This is a genomic window from Kutzneria sp. 744 (genome assembly GCF_000568255.1).
Taxonomy (GTDB): Bacteria; Actinomycetota; Actinomycetes; order Mycobacteriales; family Pseudonocardiaceae; genus Kutzneria.
Window position 1 is genome coordinate 5190801 of record NZ_KK037166.1, and the last position, 19412, is coordinate 5210212.

At 70.1% G+C, this 19412-nt stretch carries 19 protein-coding genes; 14 read left to right on the forward strand and 5 right to left on the reverse strand.

Annotated elements, in window-relative coordinates; translation table 11 throughout:
• Window positions 1-14 precede the first annotated feature (14 nt).
• The 7 genes from KUTG_RS53775 (at window position 15) to KUTG_RS23245 (ending at window position 6999) form a co-directional block, all read left to right on the forward strand.
• On the forward strand, window positions 15-899 hold the full coding sequence (locus tag KUTG_RS53775; protein ID WP_232240907.1) for a hypothetical protein: 885 nt from the start codon (window positions 15-17) through the stop codon (window positions 897-899).
• Between the two features lie 179 nt (window positions 900-1078).
• A complete protein-coding gene (locus KUTG_RS23220) occupies window positions 1079-1339 on the forward strand; it encodes a hypothetical protein (protein ID WP_052395294.1) in 261 nt (86 codons plus the stop codon).
• Window positions 1340-1342: 3 nt separating this feature from the next.
• Window positions 1343-1594, forward strand: a complete 252-nt coding sequence (locus tag KUTG_RS23225) for a hypothetical protein (RefSeq protein WP_043719506.1) — start codon at window positions 1343-1345, stop codon at window positions 1592-1594.
• Window positions 1595-1614: 20 nt separating this feature from the next.
• Window positions 1615-4392, forward strand: coding sequence for an FtsK/SpoIIIE domain-containing protein (locus tag KUTG_RS23230; protein ID WP_043719508.1), 2778 nt, complete (start codon window positions 1615-1617; stop codon window positions 4390-4392).
• A complete protein-coding gene (locus KUTG_RS23235) occupies window positions 4389-4757 on the forward strand; it encodes a hypothetical protein (protein WP_043719510.1) in 369 nt (122 codons plus the stop codon). The genes KUTG_RS23230 and KUTG_RS23235 overlap by 4 nt, the downstream gene beginning before the upstream one ends.
• Before the next feature lie 104 nt (window positions 4758-4861).
• On the forward strand, window positions 4862-5869 hold the full coding sequence (locus KUTG_RS23240; RefSeq protein ID WP_043730365.1) for an NADP-dependent oxidoreductase: 1008 nt from the start codon (window positions 4862-4864) through the stop codon (window positions 5867-5869).
• A gap of 704 nt (window positions 5870-6573) precedes the next feature.
• On the forward strand, window positions 6574-6999 hold the full coding sequence (locus tag KUTG_RS23245) for a helix-turn-helix domain-containing protein (RefSeq protein ID WP_043719511.1): 426 nt from the start codon (window positions 6574-6576) through the stop codon (window positions 6997-6999).
• 32 nt (window positions 7000-7031) lie between these two features.
• Here the strand turns inward: KUTG_RS23245 and KUTG_RS23250 are convergent, their stop codons facing one another.
• Complete coding sequence (locus tag KUTG_RS23250; RefSeq protein ID WP_043719514.1) at window positions 7032-8012, reverse strand: amidohydrolase family protein; 981 nt, start codon at window positions 8010-8012, stop codon at window positions 7032-7034.
• Between the two features lie 9 nt (window positions 8013-8021).
• On the reverse strand, window positions 8022-9650 hold the full coding sequence (locus KUTG_RS23255) for an FAD-binding oxidoreductase (protein WP_043719516.1): 1629 nt from the start codon (window positions 9648-9650) through the stop codon (window positions 8022-8024).
• Between the two features lie 16 nt (window positions 9651-9666).
• Here KUTG_RS23255 and KUTG_RS23260 point away from each other — a divergent pair, with 16 nt between their 5' ends.
• Genes KUTG_RS23260 through KUTG_RS23285 form a run of 6 tightly spaced genes read left to right on the forward strand, consistent with a single transcriptional unit; the run spans window position 9667 to window position 14622 of the window.
• On the forward strand, window positions 9667-10245 hold the full coding sequence (locus KUTG_RS23260; protein WP_084579706.1) for a TetR/AcrR family transcriptional regulator: 579 nt from the start codon (window positions 9667-9669) through the stop codon (window positions 10243-10245).
• A gap of 8 nt (window positions 10246-10253) precedes the next feature.
• Window positions 10254-11708 (forward strand): glycerol-3-phosphate dehydrogenase/oxidase, encoded by a 1455-nt coding sequence (locus KUTG_RS23265; protein ID WP_043730368.1) that lies wholly within the window; start codon window positions 10254-10256, stop codon window positions 11706-11708.
• Between the two features lie 53 nt (window positions 11709-11761).
• On the forward strand, window positions 11762-12031 hold the full coding sequence (locus KUTG_RS23270) for a helix-turn-helix transcriptional regulator (RefSeq protein WP_043719521.1): 270 nt from the start codon (window positions 11762-11764) through the stop codon (window positions 12029-12031).
• A complete protein-coding gene (locus KUTG_RS23275) occupies window positions 12028-12549 on the forward strand; it encodes a hypothetical protein (protein WP_043719523.1) in 522 nt (173 codons plus the stop codon). The genes KUTG_RS23270 and KUTG_RS23275 overlap by 4 nt, the downstream gene beginning before the upstream one ends.
• The gene (locus KUTG_RS23280) at window positions 12506-13447 is read left to right on the forward strand and encodes an ABC transporter ATP-binding protein (protein WP_198047284.1); all 942 of its coding nucleotides are present in this window, start codon (window positions 12506-12508) and stop codon (window positions 13445-13447) included. Before KUTG_RS23275 ends, KUTG_RS23280 begins: the two co-directional genes overlap by 44 nt.
• Window positions 13444-14622: an ABC transporter permease gene (locus KUTG_RS23285; RefSeq protein ID WP_043719526.1), complete on the forward strand. Its 1179-nt coding sequence runs from the start codon at window positions 13444-13446 to the stop codon at window positions 14620-14622. The genes KUTG_RS23280 and KUTG_RS23285 overlap by 4 nt, the downstream gene beginning before the upstream one ends.
• Here KUTG_RS23285 and KUTG_RS23290 read toward each other — a convergent pair.
• The gene (locus tag KUTG_RS23290) at window positions 14609-15928 is read right to left on the reverse strand and encodes a cryptochrome/photolyase family protein (RefSeq protein WP_043719528.1); all 1320 of its coding nucleotides are present in this window, start codon (window positions 15926-15928) and stop codon (window positions 14609-14611) included. The two genes, KUTG_RS23285 and KUTG_RS23290, sit on opposite strands and share 14 nt — an antisense overlap.
• Before the next feature lie 50 nt (window positions 15929-15978).
• Between KUTG_RS23290 and KUTG_RS23295 the strand changes: the two genes are divergently transcribed.
• Window positions 15979-16428: a hypothetical protein gene (locus KUTG_RS23295; RefSeq protein ID WP_043719529.1), complete on the forward strand. Its 450-nt coding sequence runs from the start codon at window positions 15979-15981 to the stop codon at window positions 16426-16428.
• 107 nt (window positions 16429-16535) lie between these two features.
• Here KUTG_RS23295 and KUTG_RS23300 read toward each other — a convergent pair whose 3' ends face one another.
• Entirely contained in the window at window positions 16536-17852 is a 1317-nt protein-coding gene (locus KUTG_RS23300) for a citrate synthase (protein ID WP_052395295.1), read from the reverse strand.
• Window positions 17853-18393: 541 nt separating this feature from the next.
• Complete coding sequence (locus KUTG_RS23305) at window positions 18394-19320, reverse strand: carbohydrate kinase family protein (RefSeq protein ID WP_043719531.1); 927 nt, start codon at window positions 19318-19320, stop codon at window positions 18394-18396.
• Between the last annotated feature and the right edge of the window lie 92 nt (window positions 19321-19412).

The window sequence follows — 19412 nt, forward strand, 5'->3', positions numbered from 1 at the left end:
GCCCAGGACCTGACGTGACGCCACCCACCGCGCTGCGTCGCCGCACGCCTGAGGGACAATTGGCGGCGATGGTGGAGCAGGACCTCAGGCTGCTGATCTCCGTGGTGGTCAGCGCCGAAGACGAGCGACAGGCCCATGACGCCTGCCGCGACCTCGTCGACCGGATCGGCGGCCGCGTCGTCGAGGCCGCGGACTGCTCGGACGAGGAACCCGGCTGCTGGTCGGTGACGATCGGCAAGGACCTGCCGTCGGTGCAGGTCCACAACGACGCCGCGGCGCTGGCCCGGTCGGTGCGCACCTTCGTGCGGGAGCTGGCCCCGGACTCGCCGCTGCCCCGCGTGTGCTGCGAGCCGCCGACGGCCTGGACGGTGCTGGACGACCCCGAGCTGATCGGCAAGCTGGTGGAGGGCGCGGAGCGGCTGCTGGTGGAGGCGTGGTCGGAGCAGGCCCCGTTCCAGCCGGTCAGCTATCAGGAGCCGGTGGCCCCGGAACCGGTGCCGGCGGAGCACACGACCCGGCTGCGGCTGCGGGTCGACGTGGCCGTGCAGCATCCGGCCGGGGCGCAGTGGCAGGCGCGGGCGCTGGCCAGCCGGATCACCGAGGCGGCCACCATCACGGGGGTCACGCAGGGTGGCGACGGCGTCTCCGTGCACCTGGACCTCGGACGATGGGCGCAGCCGCCGCAGCAGGCCGTGGCCGACGCGGCCGAGGCGCTGGGCCGTCCCGAGTGGTCGCCGATGGAGCTCAGGGCCGACGGGACGGCGGTGCAGCGGTGGCTGGACGTGCTCCGGCCGACTTCGGGCATCACGTCGTTGGAGCTGGTCGCGGACCTGGCCGAGGCCGAGGTGGCATGGCCGACCGAGGACGAGCCGCCGGTGTGGCGGGAGCCGGGAAGTTGATCGTCTACAGTGGAGGGACACGGGCTGCCGCGACCGAGGCCAACCGTGCACTCTAATGCCCAGAAATACCGCTCGATCAGCCGATCCTGGTTGAGCGGGCGGCGTGTGACAGTACTAAGTTCGGGAACGTAGGACTGCACGGTCGGGCAGTCACGTTACTGGGAGGGACCGGATCAGCTATGGCTAGCGTCGAGCAGGTGATGGGCCAGATCGGCCAGGCCAAGGACCAGGCCGAGCAAGCTGCCCAGGCGTTGCAGACAGCGGAGACCGAGGTCGGACAGGCGCAGCAGGCCTTCCAGCAGGCCTCGCAGGGCAGCAACCAGTCCGAGGCCAGCGACGTGAACAACATGTTCGCCCACGCGCTGCAGAAGATCGGCGAGGCGCGCGACGCGGTGATGGCCGCGGTGAGCGGTGCGGAGTCCTACGCCGGCCGGTTGTGACCGATGGCGTCAGTCGAGCAGGTGCGGGCCTCGCTGGTGGTGGTCGGTGACCATCTTCGGACGGCGCACCAGCAGCTGACCGAGGCCTGCGAACGGCTGACCGAGGCGCACGCCATCCTCGAAGAGGCCAGCCGGATGCACCCCCGTTCACTTGTGCCCCCGGAGCTGACCAGGGCGTGCGATCATGCAAGGGAGCAGCTGACGCTGCTGCTGGGCGTCATGGAAGCCGTGGAACGGTTCTCCGGTCGCCTGTGAACTGACCGTAGAGGTGGGCGTTGAACAGGCGAAACGATCGCCGGCAACGGATACTGGACGCGTTCGATGCCTTCCACGACGCGGTCGCCGCGGCCCGCGGCGCCGCCACGCGGGCGCATGTCGCCGCCGCTCTGCAGCAGGCGAGGGAGACTTTCGAGCAGGATCTGCGGGCCCGGGGCATCCACCAGGCCCTGCGTGATCCGGACTACGCCCAGTCGCTGACCGATCCACACCTGGCCGAGATCGTCAGGCAGGCCAAGGACGACTGGGAGCAGGCCTTCGCCAAGTGGACCGACGAGGGTCCGCAGACGCTGGCCGCCCTGGTCGCCGAGGCCGCGCCCGGCAGCGCATCGGAGGACTCCGAGAACTGGCTCGGGCAGATCGGCACGGTCGACGGCCGCGGTCCGGTCCCGGGCCTGTGGCGGATCGGCACGGCCATCGCCACCAGTTCGCCCGTGCCCGTGCCGTTTCCGGTCGCCGTGCCGCTGCTGGACCGGTCGCACCTGGCCATCTTCACCTCGCCCACAACCCGGCCACAGGCCGAGAACCTGGTCGAATCGCTGCTGCTGCGGGTGCTCAGCCACTTCCAGCCCGGCCTCGTGCACGTGCACGTGTGGGACGTCGGCCAGCTCACCGGGTCGCTGCCCGGGCTGTATCCGTTGACCCGGGCCGGTTTGCTCACCGTGCACGATCCGGCACGGCCGGCCGAGCTGCTGGACGAGCTGGCCGAGCACATCCGCAAGGTGCACACCTCGGTCCTGGTCGGCGGGCATGATTCGTTGCGCTCCATGGAATCCGACGCCGGTCTGCGCACCGAGCCGTGGCGGATCGCGGTGATGTTCGGGCGGGCCGAGGCGCTCAAGGACGAGGAGCTGCACAAGCTCCAGCGGATCGCCCGCAACGGCCTGGCCGCCGGCGTGCAGCTGGTGCTGGTCGACATCCCGATCACCGTCAACAGTCCTATCGAGACGGTCAAGCTGTTCGACGACAAGCCGTGGCGCACCACGATGTCCGGTGATCACGCCACCTTCCACGTCGATCCCGCGCTGCCTCGGGAGATGGTGCCGCGGGCCTGCGGGGCGATCGCCGCCGCGCTGGAGGAGCGCCGCAACCGCGTGTGCACCTTCGACGAGCTGCTGCCGGAGCACTACTGGTCGCACCAGTCCTCGGCGGTCGTGCAGACGCCGATCGGGCACCGGGACGGCGTGGCCGTGCCGATCACCATCGGCGACAGCTCGCCGCACGTGCTGATCGGCGGGCCCAGCGGCTCCGGCAAGACGAACTTCCTGTACGCCATGCTCGGCGGCCTGGTGGCCCGGTACTCGCCGGCCGAGCTGGAGCTGTACCTGCTGGACTTCAAGGAAGGCGTGTCGTTCGCCCAGTTCGCGCCGGGCCGCAAGGACCCGACCTGGCTGCCCAACGCGCGGCTGGTCGGCGTGAACGTCAACCAGGACCGGGAGTTCGGCGTGGCGCTGCTGCGCTTCCTGGCCGACGAGATGCGCCGCCGGGCCGACGCCGCCAAGCAGCACGAGGTCACCAAGCTGGAGGAGCTGCGGGCCGAGGACCCGGGCGGCCGCTGGCCGCGGGTGATCGCCGTGATCGACGAGTTCCAGTACCTGTTCGCCGAGAAGGACGCCGTCACGCGGGAAGCCGTTGCCCTGCTGGAGGATGTGGCGCGGCGGGGCCGGTCGCAGGGCATCCACCTGGTGCTGGCCAGCCAGGACGTGTCCAGCATCGAGGCGTTCTGGGGCAAGCCGGCCATCTTCGAGCAGTTCACCGTGCGGGTGGCGCTGCCCAAGGCCCGCCGCGTGCTGGTGGACGGCAACAACGAGGCCATCAACCTGCCGCGCTGGCACGCGATCGTCAACCACGAGTCGGGCGTCAAGCAGGGCAACGAGATCGCCCGGGTGCCGGACGCCACCGGCCGCGGCGCCTTCGACCGCGTGCAGGCCCGGCTGTTCGAGATGAAGGATCCGGATCTGCCGGTGCCGCGCCTGTTCGACGGCAGCCGCATCCCGGTGCTGGCCGACCTGCCCGGTTTCCAGGCTTTGGCCCCGGTTTCCGGCTCGCCGACCGTCCTGTTGGGACAGGTCATCGATGTGGAGGGCCGCGCCGCCCGCGTGACGCTGGCCCGGGCCCCCGGCCGGAACGTGGCCGTTTTCGGCTCGGTGCTGAAGGAATCGACCAGCGTGCTGGCCGCCGCGACGCTTTCTGTGGCCCGGCAACACCTGGCCGGCGAGGCTCGCTTCACCGTCGCGCCGATGATCGACGACGCCATGCCGGCCGCCTCGTCCCTGGCCGCGCGGTTGCAGGCCATGGGGCACGAGGTCGCCACCGTCGGCCTCGACGGCATCCGCCAGCACCTGGGCCGGGTCGCCCGCGGCCTTGAGGAGCGGCTGTCCGGCTCCGTGTCGGAGCAGCCCGTGCCGCACTACCTCGTGCTGTACGGCGTGGACGCCGCCAATTCCGTGCTGGAGACCAAGGATCCCGACACGCGGGTGTCCGGTGTGGACAGTTTCCGGCAGGTGATCAAGAGCGGGCCCGAGCACCGGACCCATCTCATCGGCTGGTGGCGCAGCCCCGGGCGGCTCAAGAGCATGCTGATGATGGGCGCGTCGGCCGACGACATCGGGGCCTGGGTCGGCTTCGACGTGCAGGGGCAGGACCTCAACACCTTCGCCCCCGGCCAGATGATCACGTGGTCCCCGCGGCCGGGCCGTGGCCTGTTCTTCGACCGCTTCGAGCACGCCCGGCCCCAGGTCGTCATCCCGTTCGACACCGAGGGGGAGGCCCCGTGACCGAGGACGTCGGCGCCGACGTGCGCTACCGGGAGATCACCGCCTGGCTCGGCGACGCCATGCACCACATGCAGGAGCAGAACGCCGAGCGCGGGCAGCTCGTCGAGCGGCAGCTGGACTATGCCATGGCCGAGACGATGGCCATGCTGACCAGGGCCGACGAGAGCATGACCAAGATCGACGGGCTGTGGCGCAAAGCCATGGCCGAGCTGTTCCACGAGACCTGGATGAAGGAGATGCGGCCCATTCCGCCGCCGGACGCCACCGGGCCGGCGCGCCCGCTGGAGTTCTACGAGGCCGAGGTGGAGGCGACCTGCGCCGCCCTGATCGAGGCGATCAAGAAGAAGGGCATCCTGGGCCGCTAGTGACCGTCGCCACTCGCGGGAACACGTGTCCGGATGCATGGTGTTGGACAGAGTGAGCATCAATTACTGAACTATCCAGTCTCGAAAATATGGAGGCGCTCGCCATGTCCGTTCCGACCACCGTCCGCGAGATCCGGCTGGCCGCACGACCGAAGGGCTGGCCCACGGAGGAGACCTTCGAGCTCGCCGAGGCGCCGCTGGTGGTCGAGCCCGGACACATCGTGGTGCGCAACCGGTTCATGAGCGTCGACCCGTACATGCGCGGCCGCATGAACGACGCCAAGTCCTACAGCGCCCCGTTCGAGGTCGGCAAGGTGATGGAGGGCGGCGCGATCGGCGAGGTCGTGCAGTCCGACGCCGAGGGCTTCGCGGTCGGCGACACCGTGCTGCACTTCAAGGGCTGGCGCGACTACGCCGTCCTGCACCCCAAGCAGGGCGTGAAGGTCGACGCCAAGGCCGCCCCGATCAGCACCTACCTCGGTGTGCTGGGCATGCCCGGCCTCACCGCGTACGCCGGCCTGCTGCGCTCCGGCGAGTTCAAGGAGGGCGACACCGTCTTCGTCTCCGGCGCCGCCGGGGCCGTCGGCCAGGTCGTCGGCCAGCTGGCCAAGCTCAAGGGGGCCAAGCGGGTCATCGGCAGCGCCGGCAGCGCCGAGAAGGTCCAGTATCTGATCGACGAGCTCGGCTTCGACGCCGCCTTCAACTACAAGGACGGCTCCGTCGCCGAGCAGCTGGCCAAGGCCGCGCCCGACGGCATCGAGCTGTACTTCGACAACGTCGGCGGCGAGCACCTCGAAGCCGCGCTGAACAGCCTCAACGAGCACGGCCACGTCGCCGTCTGCGGCATGATCTCCGGCTACAACAGCACCGAGGCCACCCCCGCCCCGCGCAACCTGGCCCAGGTCATCGCCAAGCGCCTGACCATCCGCGGCCTGCTGGTGGGCGACCACTACGACCTCCAGCCCGAGTTCGTCGCCGAGGTGGCCCCGCTGGTCGCCGGCGGCAAGCTGCGCTACACCGAGACCGTGGTCGAGGGCCTGGAGAACGCCCCGCAGGCGTTCATCGGCATGATGCGCGGCGAGAACACCGGCAAGATGCTGGTCAAGATCTGAGACCGAGCTACGGGGTCGCGCGAGCGGGGTCGGCGCTACGGCGGCCCCGCTGAAGCGCATCGTGGCTGGGGTCGGCGCGGGCGGTGTCGGCGCGACAGCGGGCCCGCCAGAGCCTGAAGCATCGGGTCGGCTGCGGTCGGCACGGGCGGGCGCGGCGTGACTGCGCCTGGCCTGCGCGACCGGCCTGGCTGCTTGGTGGCGGCGCGTCGTCAGAGCACGCCGCCACCAGGCCTCCCCCCGGGCGAAGTCTTCCCCCCGCCCCCCGGCGCCGGTGAGAAACGTGACTACACTGGACAATCGTAGTTTCTTCAGAGGCCGGCTCACCCCCATTTTGGGCTCAAGGAACCGTTTTATAGAGTACTAACGTGGAGGGCTTGACCAAAAACGATGCACCAGTTACAGAGTTCCTGTTTTATAGTTAATCCATCTTGTGGGCCTTCGGACCAAGTTCTACCCCAGAACAGTGTCCGGTAGAGTAAGACCAGGCTTAATCACAGACTTTTTGTCCACTATAACTCCGCCCGCGTTGAGCACCGCGTCAGCTGCACGCTAGAGTGCGCGCGGGTATGTAGCCCTGCCCTACCCTCTCTATATCTGCGAATGCATATCCAAGCCTAGGCGTAGGCTTCACCTCTGGTTGACGGACGACGCCAGTCTAAACTGGCCCGAACCATCGTTGTCAACCACTGGTTGAGGTGCCCCGGATGCCCGACAGCGAGCAGTCGCTACTGGCCGACCGGCTGAACCGGCTGTTCGAGGACGTCCGTCCCGGGGGTCGGACCGGTCGGCGCTGGACCAACGAAGAGGTCGCCAACGCCGTGAAGACGGCCGTGCCCACCGTCCGGGTCAGCGGCGCCTACCTGTCCGCGCTGCGCACCGGGGCCAAGCGCCGCCCCTCCACCGAACTCCTGGCCGCGCTGGCCCGCTTCTTCCGCGTGTCCGTCGACTACTTCGTCACCGGCGAGACGCGCCCCGACGCCGAGACCGAGCTGGCCCGCGTGGCCGAGAATCTCGGCGTCCGCCACCTCGCCCTGCGCGCCCTCGAACTCTCCCCCGAGGGCCTGGCCGCCGTCACGAAGATCATCGAGCAGGTCATCGAACTCGACGCCAAGGCCGTGGAGGAGAAGTAACAAGATCAAGGGAACAATCCTGGCGTTGAACGTCAGGAAGGGCCCCTTCCTGACAGTGGCTGGACCACCTTTCCCTGGTGCACCACGACTGTCGGCTCGCGGCGGTCGCGGATGACCTCGGCGACGGTGGCGCCCGGCAGCACGACGAACTCGGCACGATCGCCCTCGACCAGCCCGTGGTCGCGCTCGCCGAGCACGGCGGCGCCGCCACGGGTGGCGGTGTCGGCGCACATCTCGATCATGGGGGCGGCGGTGTAGCCCTCGGCCTCGGCCAGATCCCAGAGGTCGCAGCCGCCGATGCCGACCCGCACGCCGCCCCAGCGGAGCTTGCGCAGCGGCAGGGGTTTGGTGGCGATGACGGCCACATCGGACTCGGCCAGCCGGTCGATGAGCTCGTCCTGACGATCCGGGTCCACAGTGGACAGAGCCGTGGCGTGGGTGATGGCGACCCGGCCGCGAAGGTCCAACGCCGAGGTGCGGGCGCAGATCAGCTCGATCTCGAAGGCGCCGAGCTCACCGGGATCGTCGAGCTGGATGTCGATGCCGCACTGGTGCTTGTCGGCCAGCCCGAACACGACATCGAGGTGCCGCACGGGATCCCGGTCGACCCGCGCCGGATCGATGCCGCCGACCAGATCGGCCCCGGCCTCCAGCGCGGCGTCCAGGGCGTCCATGCCGGTGATGGCCCCGGTGAGCGACACCGCGACCAGCTGCACCTCGACCCGACCAAGCAGTCGCTCCCGCTGCGCGAGGGCCTCGTCCATGGCCCCCAACGGAATGTGGGCGCGGGCCATGGTGGTGCCGGGACGCAACGCGTCCAGCCGGGCATGGGCGTCGACGAACGACGGCAGCAGCACACCGCCACCGCCGTCGACGACGGGAGTGCCGGGCGGCGCGGAAAGGCCGACGCCGATCTGGTCGATCCGGCCGGCCACGCAGAGCACATCGACCGCGGGCAGCTCCGCCGCGCTCGGCCACGGCCGCACGGAGGTGATCAGCAGCTCACCGCTCATCACGGGAGGTTAACCCCGATCGGCCGCCGGCAACAGCTTTCCGGGGTTGAGCACGCCGGTCGGGTCGAGTGCACGCTTCACCGAGGTCATCACGTCGATGCCGAGCGAGCCCACCTCGCCCGCCAGGTACGGCGCGTGGTCGGTGCCGACGGCGTGGTGGTGGGTGATGGTGCCCAGCGGCGCGATCGCCTCGGAGGCCGCCCGTTTCGCCCGCTGCCACTGGCCGATCGGGTCCTCGTCGGCCCGCGCGGCCAGCACGGTGAAGTACAGCGATGCGCCCGTCTCGTACGCGTGGGACACGTGGCACATGACGATCGCCCGGCCCAGCGATCGTTGCAAGGCCCCTCGCACGGCCGACCGAAGGGTGCTCAGCTGCGACCAGTGCGTGGCGGTCTCCAGCGTCTCCACGAGAACACCCACGTTGAGTAGAGAATCCCGTTGCCGTGGCCCGGCGAACCGCCCGTGCCGCCACGTCTCGCCGATGGGCTTGCCCAGGCGCACGTACCGGTGCGGGCGCAGGGCGCGCAGTGTCCCGGCGCGACGGACGGCCAGCTCGCCGCCGGATCCGGCCTCCCAGCCCAGGATCAGCAGGCACGGGTCGTTGATGCGCCGCGCCCGCAGGTACGCCCGCACGGCGCCGGCCTTCACGCCACCGGTGAGCGAGAGCTGCACCTCGGTCTCCTCGGCGTCCGACAGCCGGGTCACGTCGGCCAGCACGCGGTGCTGGGCCAGGTCCCGGATGGCGTCGGTGGCCTTGTCCCAGCCGTCCAGGAAGTAGCCCTCGTACCGGGTGTGCGTGGCGACGGGCCGCACCCGCAGGGTCACCTCGGTGATCACGCCGAAGGCGCCCTCGCTGCCGATCACGAGCTGCTTGAGGTCCGGGCCGGCCGCAGTGGCCGGGGCGACGCCGAGGTCGAGCTCGCCGACGGGGGTCGCCAGGCGGACGCCGTCGACCATGTCCTCGAAACGCCCGTAGCCGGCCGAGGCCTGTCCGGCGGAGCGGGTGGCGGCGAAACCGCCGATGGTGGCCCGTTCGAAGGACTGCGGGAAGTGGCCGAGGGTGAAGCCGTGCGCGGCCAGCATCCGCTCGGCGTCGGTGGCCCGGACGCCGGCCTGCAGCACGACCAGCCGGGACAGCGGGTCGATCGACACGAGCCGGTTGAGCCGGGTCAGGTCCAGCACGATCACCGCGTGCTTGCCGCCGCGCAGCGCGGTCACGCCGCCGACCACGGAAGTGCCGCCACCGAAGGGAATCACGCCGATGTCGTGCTCGGCGCACGCCTTCAACACGGCAACCACCTCGTCCGGTTCGCCGGGCAGCACCACGGCGTCGGGCACGGCCAGCTCGCCGCAGCCGCGATGCCGCAACAGGTCCACATAGGACATACCGCCGGACCGGCCGAGCCGGGAGTTCCGGTCCAGCAGCACGTTCTCGGCCCCGACCACCGACTCCAGCGCCGCGCGGCCGACGATCGACAGCTCCGGTTCCGGCACGGTCAGCACCGAGTCCGGCGCGATCGGCGTCGGATGCTCGGCCAAGCCGATCCTGGTCCGCAGCCAGCGCAGCGCGTGCGGTGGCAGCGCGTGCTCGCCAAGCGTCCAGCCGCCGCGCAGGGTGTGATCGATGCCCGGTTCCATTGCTACAGTGTTACACATGCCGTCACAACGTCACAGCACCCGAGTCGGGGACGACGTCCTGCTGGACGCCGCGCACAAGTGCGTCCTGCTGGTCGGTGTGCGGCGCACCACCCTGACCGACGTCGCCCGCGAGGCCGGGGTCAGCCGCATGACCCTCTACCGGCGTTTCCCCGACGTGCGCAGCCTGGTCGCGGCCCTGATGACCAGGGAGTTCGGCGCGCTGCTGGGCGAGGTCGGGCCCGGCGCCACCGCCCGCCAGCGGCTGGTCAGCGGCGCCGTCGGCACCGTCCGCCGGCTGTTGGCCAACCCGCTGATGGCCGCCGTCCTCGACCGGGACGCCGAACTGCTGCTGCCGTACGTCGTGGAGCGGCTCGGGGCGACGCAGCTGATCGCCGAGCAGTTCCTGCGCGTGGAGCTGGCCGCCGGGCACACGGACGGCTCCGTCCGCCCCGGCGACCTGGACGTGCAGGCCCGCACCCTGCTGCTGATGGTGCAGTCGTTCGTGCTGTCGGTCCGGCCGGCGATCGCCGATCTGGAGCCGGACACCGTCTTCGACGAGCTGGCGCTGATGGTGGAAGGAGCGCTGCGGCCGTGAAGACATCGATGAACGCGGAGCGCCGCCTTCGTGAGCTGGCCGAGGTGGCCGGCGGCTTGGCCGTCGATGTGCTCGTGGTCGGCGGCGGCGTGACCGGGGCCGGCACTGCCCTGGATGCCGCCTCACGCGGGCTGTCGGTGTGCCTGGTCGAGGCGCACGATCTGGCCTTCGGGACGTCGCGGTGGTCAAGCAAGCTGGTACACGGCGGCCTCCGTTATCTCGCGCACGGCGAGGTCGGGCTGGCCTACGAGAGCGCGGTCGAGCGGGGCATCCTGATGACCCGCACCGCCCCACACCTGGTCCGGGCGCTGCCGCAACTCGTTGCCCTGCATGACAAACAGCGCGGCTCGCTCGTAATGGCCGGGCTACGGGCCGGCGACGTGCTACGCCGCGCCGCCGGCACGCCCAAGTCCGTCCTCCCGCCGCCGCGACGGATCTCCGCGGCGGAAACCCTGGCCCTGGCCCCCGGTTTACGCGCCGACGGTCTCACCGGTGGCCTGCTTTCCTTTGACGGACAGCTGATCGACGACGCCCGGCTGGTCGTCGCCCTGGCCCGCACCGCCGCCGGCCTCGGCGCTCGCATCCTCACTCGCGCTCGCGTCACCGAGCTGGCCGGTGACGGCGCTCGGGTCAGGGACACACTGACCGGTGTCGAGTTCGACGTCAAGGCCCGCAAGGTGATCAACGCGACCGGGGTGTGGGCCGGGCAACTCGTGCCGTCGGTGCGGCTGCGGCCGTCCCACGGCTCGCACCTCGTGCTGAGCGCCGACGCCGTGCGGATCGGATCCACCTCGCTGACCGTCCCCATCCCGGGCGAGACCAACCGTTTCGTGCTCGTGCTGCCCCAGGCCGACGGCCGCGTCTACGTCGGACTCACCGACGAGCCCGTGGACGGCCCGCTCCCGGACGTCCCCACGGTTCCGCAGTCCGATGTGGACTTCCTGCTGCGGGTCGCTTCCTCTGTCCTGCAACACCCCCTGACCATCAGCGACGTCATCGGCTCGTACGCCGGGTTGCGGCCGCTGATCGAGCAGGAGGGATCCCGCAGCGCCGACCTGTCCCGCAAGCACGCCGTGCTGACCTCTCCCGACGGCGTGATCACCGTCGTCGGCGGCAAGCTCACCACCTACCGCCGCATGGCCGCCGACGCCGTCGACGCCACCGGCCTGGCGTCAAACCCCTGCCGTACCAAGGACATCCCGCTCGTCGGCGCCACCCGCTCGGCCGTCGACGCCCCGCCCCGGCTGGTCGCGAAGTACGGCTCCGAGGCCCCGCTTGTGGTGGCCCTGAACCGGCCGGAACCGGTGTTCGGCGAGATCACCGAGGCCGAGATCGCCTGGGCCTACGACCACGAGGGCGCCCTGGACGCCGACGACGTCCTGGACCGCCGCACCCGCATCGGCCTGGTCCCGGCCGACCGCTCACAGGCCGCGCGGCGGGTCGCCGCGCCGGACAGGGCGTGACCCCTCCGCCGATCTCGTTGACGAGTCGTTGGGTTTTTGCAACACTTCGTTCCGTGAGCCCAGTAAGGCGCGGTAAAGAGCTGCCGATCCACAATCGGCTGCAGGTGCTGCGCGCGGAACGGGGGCTGACCAGGGCCCAGCTGGCGGAGCTGGTCGAGGTGAACCCGCAGACGATCGGCGCGCTGGAGCGCGGCGACCACTACCCGAGCCTCGATCTGGCCTTCCGGCTGTGCGAGGTGTTCGCGCTGCCGGTCGAGGCGGTGTTCAGCCGCACCCCGTTCCAACCGCTGTCCACCCAGCTGTACGGCAAGGGGGAGTCATGACCACGTTCAAGGATCGCTTTCACGAGCAACAGGAACGCCAGGCGGCGGCGTACGCGGACTGGCTGCCGGGCTGGCGCAACCGTCGCACCCGCCGCCGGGTGGCCGTGGCCTGGCTCATCGCCGCGCTGACCACCATCGGCCTCGGCACCGTCGCCGGGTCGCCCGACTCGACCGTCCTGCTGGTCTGGATGGTCCTGTTGCTGATCACGATCATGTTGCAGTTGCTGAACAAGGTGCTCACGAACAACATGGGCGAGCGGTCGGCACGGCTGCTGGACGAACGTGAACTCGCGCTGCGCGGCCGGTCCAGCTACGTTGGCTTTCTCGTTGCCACGTGGAGCATGATCGCGGCCGCCGTCGCGTTCGCGGCGACGCCGATCGGCAGCCTGCCGCTTGCTCCGTTCGTGGTCCTGATGAGCCTGGGCATGCTCGCCGCCAACACCCCGAGCGCGCTGCTGGCCTGGCAACTGCCGGATGACGAGCCCGACCCGATCGCCGAAGGAGACAGCCGTGGCTGAGGGCGTGCTGGAGATCGACCGGATCTCCAAGCGCTACGGGACCGTGCGCGCGCTGCACGAGATGACCTTCGACGTCCGCGCGGGCGAGCTGTTCGGCTTCGTGGGCAGCAACGGCGCCGGCAAGACCACCACCATGCGCATCGCGCTGGGTGTGCTGGCGGCCGACGGCGGCGAGGTCCGCTGGGACGGCAGGCCGGTGGATCTGGCCACCCGCAGGCGAATCGGCTATATGCCGGAAGAACGCGGCCTGTACCCGAAGATGAAGGCACGTGAACAACTCGTCTACCTGGCCCAGCTGCACGGGATGTCGGCCGCCGACGCCCGGCGGGCCACCGACGGCTGGATCGACCGGCTGGGCCTCGACGCCCGCCGCGATGACGAGGTGCAGAAGCTCAGCCTCGGCAACCAGCAGCGGGTGCAGCTGATCGCCGCGCTGGTGCACGAGCCGGCGGTGCTGGTGCTGGACGAGCCGTTCTCCGGGCTGGACCCGGTGGCCGTGGACCTGATGAGCGAAGTGCTGCGGGAGCAGGCGAACCGCGGTGTGCCGGTGCTGTTCTCCAGCCACCAGCTCGATCTGGTCGAGCGGCTCTGCGACCGGGTCGGCATCGTCCGAAGTGGACAGATGGTGGCCAGCGGCGGCGTGACCGAGCTGCGCGAGAGCGGCCCGGTGCGGCTGGTGGTCGACGGGGCCGACGCCGACTGGGCGACCGGGCTGCCCGGCGTGCGCGTGGTCGCCACCGAGGGCGGCCGCACCACGGTCGAACTCAGCGAGGGCGCCGACGACCAGGAGGTGCTGGCCGCGGCCCTGAAAGCCGGACCCGTCAAGGAGTTCAGCCGGTTGCGGCCAAGTCTGGCCGAGCTGTTCCGCAACGTCGTGTCCGAACAGGGGGCATCGTGACCACATCGCGCGTGATCGGCCTGGTCGCGGGCCGCGAGTTCACCACCCGCGTACGCAGCAAGTCGTTCGTCATCAGCACGCTGTTGATCCTGGCCGTGATGGCCGTGTACGTCGTGCTGTTCACCGTCATCGGCAAGGGAACGACGGCCAAGGTCGGGCTCACAGGGCAGGCCACCGCCATGGCCCAGCCGCTGACCGCCGCCGCCGAACACCTCGGCAAGACGGTGCAGATCAGCACCGTGGACAACGAGGCCGACGGCGTGCAGCAGGTCCGGGACGGCAAGCTGGACCTGCTGGTCAAGGGCCCGCTGGGCGCGCCGACCGCGGTGTTCAAGTCCACTGTGGACCCGGTGCTGCAGAACGCGCTGGAGCAGCAGGTGCGGGCCCAGGCCCTACAGGCCCTGCTGGCCCAGATCCAGCAGCCGGCGAGCGTGCTGAACCCGGTGCTCAACGCCAAGGTGACGCTGGACCAGCTGGAGCCGCCGGATCCCGACCAGGGCCCGCGGATCGCGGTGTCGCTGATCACCGGCATCGTGCTGGTGATCTCCATCATCACCTTCGGCACGGCCGTCGCCCAGGGCGTGGTGGAGGAGAAGTCCAGCCGGGTGGTGGAGATCCTGCTGGCCACCATCCGCCCCTGGCAGCTGCTGGCCGGCAAGATCCTCGGCATCGGCGCTGTGGGGCTGATACAGGTGCTGGTCATCGCCGGGGTCGGGCTGGTGCTGGCCCGGACCAGCGGCGTGGTCGACCTGCCCACGGTGACGGTCGGCACGGTGCTCGCGGCGCTGGGCTGGTACGTCCTGGGCTTCTTCCTCTACGCCGCCCTGCTGGGCGCCGCCGGCTCGCTGGTGTCGCGCCAGGAGGAGCTCCAGTCGGCGGTCACGCCGGTGACGCTGCTGCCGACGATCGGCTTCGTGGTCGGCGTGAACCTGCTGATTCCCAACCCCACCAACACGATCAGCACCGTGCTGTCGATGGTCCCGCTGTTCACGCCGACCCTGCTGCCGGCCCGGATCGCGCTCGGCGTCGCGCCGCCGTGGCAGATCGCGCTGGCGGTGGCCCTGATGATCGCCTCGATCGCGGTCGTCACCTGGCTGGCCGGGCGGATCTACCGCAACGCCGTGCTCCAGACCGGCGGCCGGGTCCGGCTGCTGGACGCGCTCAGGTCGTCCTGATCGCCTCGTACCGGTCGAGGGAGACCCGGCGCTCGTGGGCGTGGTCCACGATGGGCGCCGGGTACTCCTCGGGCAGCTTGTCCAGCTTGTGCACGGTTTTCCCCGGCACGCCACGCAGTTCCGGCACGTACTTGCGCACGTAGTCGCCGTTGGGGTCGAACTTCTCGCCCTGGGTGATCGGGTTGAAGATCCGGAAGTACGGGGCGGCGTCGGTGCCGCAGCCGGCCACCCACTGCCAGTTGTGCTGATTGGAGGCCAGGTCCCCGTCGATCAGCTGGCGCATGAAATGCCTTGCGCCCCACCACCACGGCACGTGCAGGTCCTTCACCAGGAAGCTGGCGACGATCATCCGCACCCGGTTGTGCATCCAGTTCTCGGCCGCCAGCTGCCGCATGCCGGCATCGACGACCGGATAGCCGGTGCGGCCCTCGCACCAGGCCTCGAACCGCTGCTGCGCGGCCTTTCCGGTGTCGTGCTCGAACTTGTCGAACTTGCGGTCGTAGTTCTCGCGGGCGGTCTTCGGCTGGTGCCACAGCACATCCGCGTAGAACTCCCGCCAGGCCAGCTCGGAGCGGAAGGTCTCGTTGCCCGGCTTGAGATCGGCCAGCAACGTGCGCGGATGCACGCAGCCCCAGCGCAGATACGTCGACAGCCGGCTGGTGCCCTCCCGGTCCGGGCGGTCCCGCCCCGTGTCGTAGTCGGCCAGAGCGCCGTCCCGGAAGTCCTCCCACGCCTCAAGGGCGGCGGCCTCACCGGCCGGCAGCTCCGACTTCGCGGCCGGGACCTTCTTGCTGCCCTTGAGAGTCATCCAGGAGGCACTGTCCACACCGGACTTCGCCGGCTTGCGCCAGCCATGGTCGAGCCAGGCCCGGCGGAACGGCGTGAACACCCGGTACGGGTCGCCGTCCTGCTTGCGCACCCGGCCCGGCGTCACCGCGTACGGCGATCCCGTACGCACGAAGTCGATGTCCCCCAACGCCTTCTGCACCCGGTCATCGCGCTCCCGGCCGTACGGGGCGGTGTCGGCGGTGACGTGCACGCTACCGGCCTTGATCTTCGCGGCCAGCTCCGGCAACACCCGCTCCGGGTCGCCGTGCGCGATGTGCAGGCGGCCGCCGAGGTCGTGGTCCAGCGCCCGCAGGCAGTCGAAGAGGAAGCGCCGCCGCGGCTCGCCCGCCGGCTTGAGCAGCCGGTCGTCCAGCACGAACAGCGGCAGCACCTCGCCGGCGTCGGCCGCGGCCAACACGGCCGGGTGATCACACAGCCGAAGATCGCGTCGGAACCACATGATCGCGGGCGGGGTCATGCCCTCCGACGCTACGGTGATCCCCTTCCGGCCGCACAACGGGGAGGGTCATGGGCGTCACCGTCTCCGACCGCCGCACGGTGTACACGCACTCCACCGCCGGCCTGCTGTTCGGCCTGTTCGGCGGCGTGGTCAGCGCCTTCTTCGCCTACTTCGTGACGATCACGCCGGGCGGGGCGTTCCTGCTCGACCCCGGCGCCGCGCTGACCGCCCTCGCCCGGCTCGGCGACACCCCGCCGCTGCGCTGGCCGTCGCTGGCCCTGGACCCGTTCCTGCCCGTGGTCGAGGCCATGGTCGCCGTGCTGTGCAGTCTGTCCGCCGCCCGCCACGTCGGCGTGTCCCTGATCAGCCGCCCCCGGCTGCTGATGATCGCCCTGTTCGCCCTGATCCTGGCCCTCGGCGTGCTGACCACGCCCACCGCCGCCCAGCAGGCCCACTGGGCCGGCCTGGTCATCACCCTGCTGGCCCTCTCCCTCCCCCACCACACCGACAGCCCCTGAATGCAGGGAAGGACGCCTTACCCTCGTTCAACGCGGGTAAGGCGTCCTTCCCTGCATGTTCGCGGACCGGTGTGGACCGGTTCAGCGATCGATTCAGCCTACGAAGCTCAGCGCTCGTCGATGGCCACGAAGTTCCGCTCGGCCGGGCCGACGTACAGCTGGCGCGGGCGGCCGATCTTGGTGGCCGGGTCCTTCATCATCTCGCGCCAGTGGGCGATCCAGCCCGGCAGGCGGCCCAGCGCGAACAGCACCGTGAAGAACTTCGTGGGGAAGCCCATCGCGCGGTAGATCAGGCCGGTGTAGAAGTCCACGTTCGGGTACAGCTTGCGCTCGATGAAGTAGGGGTCCGCCAGCGCGGTCTCCTCGAGCTTCTTGGCGATCTCCAGCAGCTGGTCGTCGCCGCCCAGCTTGCCGAGGATCTCGTCGGCGGTCTTCTTGATGATCGCGGCGCGCGGGTCGTAGTTCTTGTAGACCCGGTGGCCGAAGCCCATCAGGCGGACGCCGTCCTCCTTGTTCTTGACCTTGTTGACGAACGAGGCGACGTCGCCGCCGTCCTGCCGGATCTTCTCCAGCATCTCCAGCACGGCGCTGTTGGCGCCGCCGTGCAGCGGGCCGAACAGGGCGTTGATGCCGGCGGAGATGCTGGCGAACAGGTTGGCCTCGGACGAGCCGACCAGCCGCACGGTCGAGGTGGAGCAGTTCTGCTCGTGGTCGGCGTGCAGGATGAACAGCAGGTCCAGCGCGCGGACCAGGGCGGGGTCCACGTCGTAGTCCTCGGCCGGCAGGCCGAAGGTCATCCGGAGGAAGTTCTCCACCAGCCCCAGCTGGTTGTCCGGGTAAAGGAACGGCTGGCCGATCGACTTCTTGTACGCGTACGCGGCGATCGTCGGCAGCTTGGCCAGCAGCCTTATCGTGGAGATCTCGACCTGGTTGTCGTCGAACGGGTTCAGGCTGTCCTGGTAGAAGGTGGACAGCGCGGAGACCGCCGAGGACAGCACGGGCATGGGGTGCGCGTCACGCGGGAAGCCGTCGAAGAACCGCTTGAGGTCCTCGTGCAGCAGGGTGTGACGGCTGATCTGGCGGCTGAACTCCTCGACCTGGGCCTGCGTCGGGAGCTCGCCGTAGATGAGCAGGTAGCTGACTTCCATGAAGTTGGACCGCTGCGCCAACTGCTCGATCGGATAACCACGGTAACGCAGAATGCCGGCGTCACCGTCGATGTAGGTGATCTCGGAGGAGCATGAAGCGGTGTTCACGAAACCGGGATCGAGGGTTACCATCCCGGTTTTCGCAAGGAGTTTACCGAGATCTATGCCGGGTGCGCCCTCTGTCGGGAGCGACACACCCATCTCGTGCTCTCCGCCCGCATAGTGCAGCGCGACGGTACGGAGGTCGGTATTCGGCGCAGTCGTCGCGTCGGGCATCAAAATCCCTCTCACGCTCAGACGGGGCGCCGCTGGGCTCACAGCGAAGGTGTCGAGCGAGCGCACGGAACCGGGGTGACCGCACCGCAGCACCGCCCCGTTGGGGTCCTGTCGAGTAGCACGCTAGTAGCGTTCGAGCCCGGCGGACAGCGCGGCGGGCGTGCTGTTGCACGCGATGGGACAGGTATCACACGATGTCCCGACCCGTCAGGGTCACGATAAGGACACATCGGCGTCGGGCCGTGGCGTGCGACACTCCCGGTCCCGGTCCCGCCCACCGGCCGCACCCGCCCCGGTTTCCGCCGTCCGGCCCAGCCGGCTGGGCCGCCCAGGTGACAGCCGGCACAGCGGATGGGGGTTACCGACACGTCCGGTGACGACAGGTCGACACATTCGTGTGGCCACAGCACGGTGTCATCGGGTTAATTTTGTTCTCAGCGGCCGCATTTCCGGAAATCAATTTCTGCACACGAGGCGGAGGTTTTCCGATGATCGTGATCGGCTTGGGTGTGGGCCTTTCCCTGGGCACGTGGTGGTGGCATCACCACTGCTGGTGAGTCATTTCCGCGCTGCGGGGCGGTTCGGCCCCGGCGCGGGAAACGGTGATCGCGGCGGCGGCTCCGGCAAAGGCCAGGGCCGCTCGCCACTCCTGGGCGGTCAGCGCGGAGACCGCGTCCTTCGACAGCACGCCGTGACGGTGCAGCCACGCCAGTAGCGCGCCCTGCACCGTGTCGCCCGCGCCGATGGTGTCCACCACCGACACGCGGACCGGCGGCACCTCGACGAGCTGGCCGTCACGGATGAGCACGGCCAGCCCGTCGCCGCCGCGGGTGATGACCACCGCGGCCGGCCCGATCTGTTGCCAGGCCCGGATTTCCGTCATGGCGTCGGCGTCCCCGGCCAGCCACCGGGCGTCCTCGATGGACACCTTGAGCAGGCCCACATCCGGCAGCCAGGAGCGGAACCGGGTGCGGTAGGCGTCGGCGTCCGGGATCAGCACCGGGCGCACGTTGGGGTCGAGCGCGGTCAGCAGACCGCGGGCAGATTCCCTGCGCAGCAACGATTCGTAGACCGAGGCACCCGGCTCCAGCACCATGGAGAGGGTGCCGAAGGAAACCGCCTGGGCGTCGGCGGGCAGCGGGCCGGGATCGACGACCAGGCGGTCTGCGGTGCCCTCGACGTAGAAGCCGTAGCGGGCGGAGCCGTCCGGGGCCAGGCCGACGACCGCCAGCGTGGTGGGCTCGGGGCCGCGCTGGATCAGGCTCACGTCCACCTGCGCGTCCTTGAGGCGGGCCACCAGGGCGTCGCCGAAGGCGTCGGTGGAGACCCGGGACAGGAAGGCCGTCGGCGCGTCCAGCCGCCCGGCCGCCACCGCCACGTTGTACGGGCCGCCGCCGAGCTGCGGCAGCAGCGCGCCACCCGTCGTCGGAACCAGGTCGACCAGCGCCTCACCAGCGACGACGATCACGGGTACCCCTTTGTCAACGTTGTCACGGCCGCGAGCCGGCCCACTTTAACCGGGCCCGGCCGATGCAGGGAAGGACGCCTTACCCGCGCTCA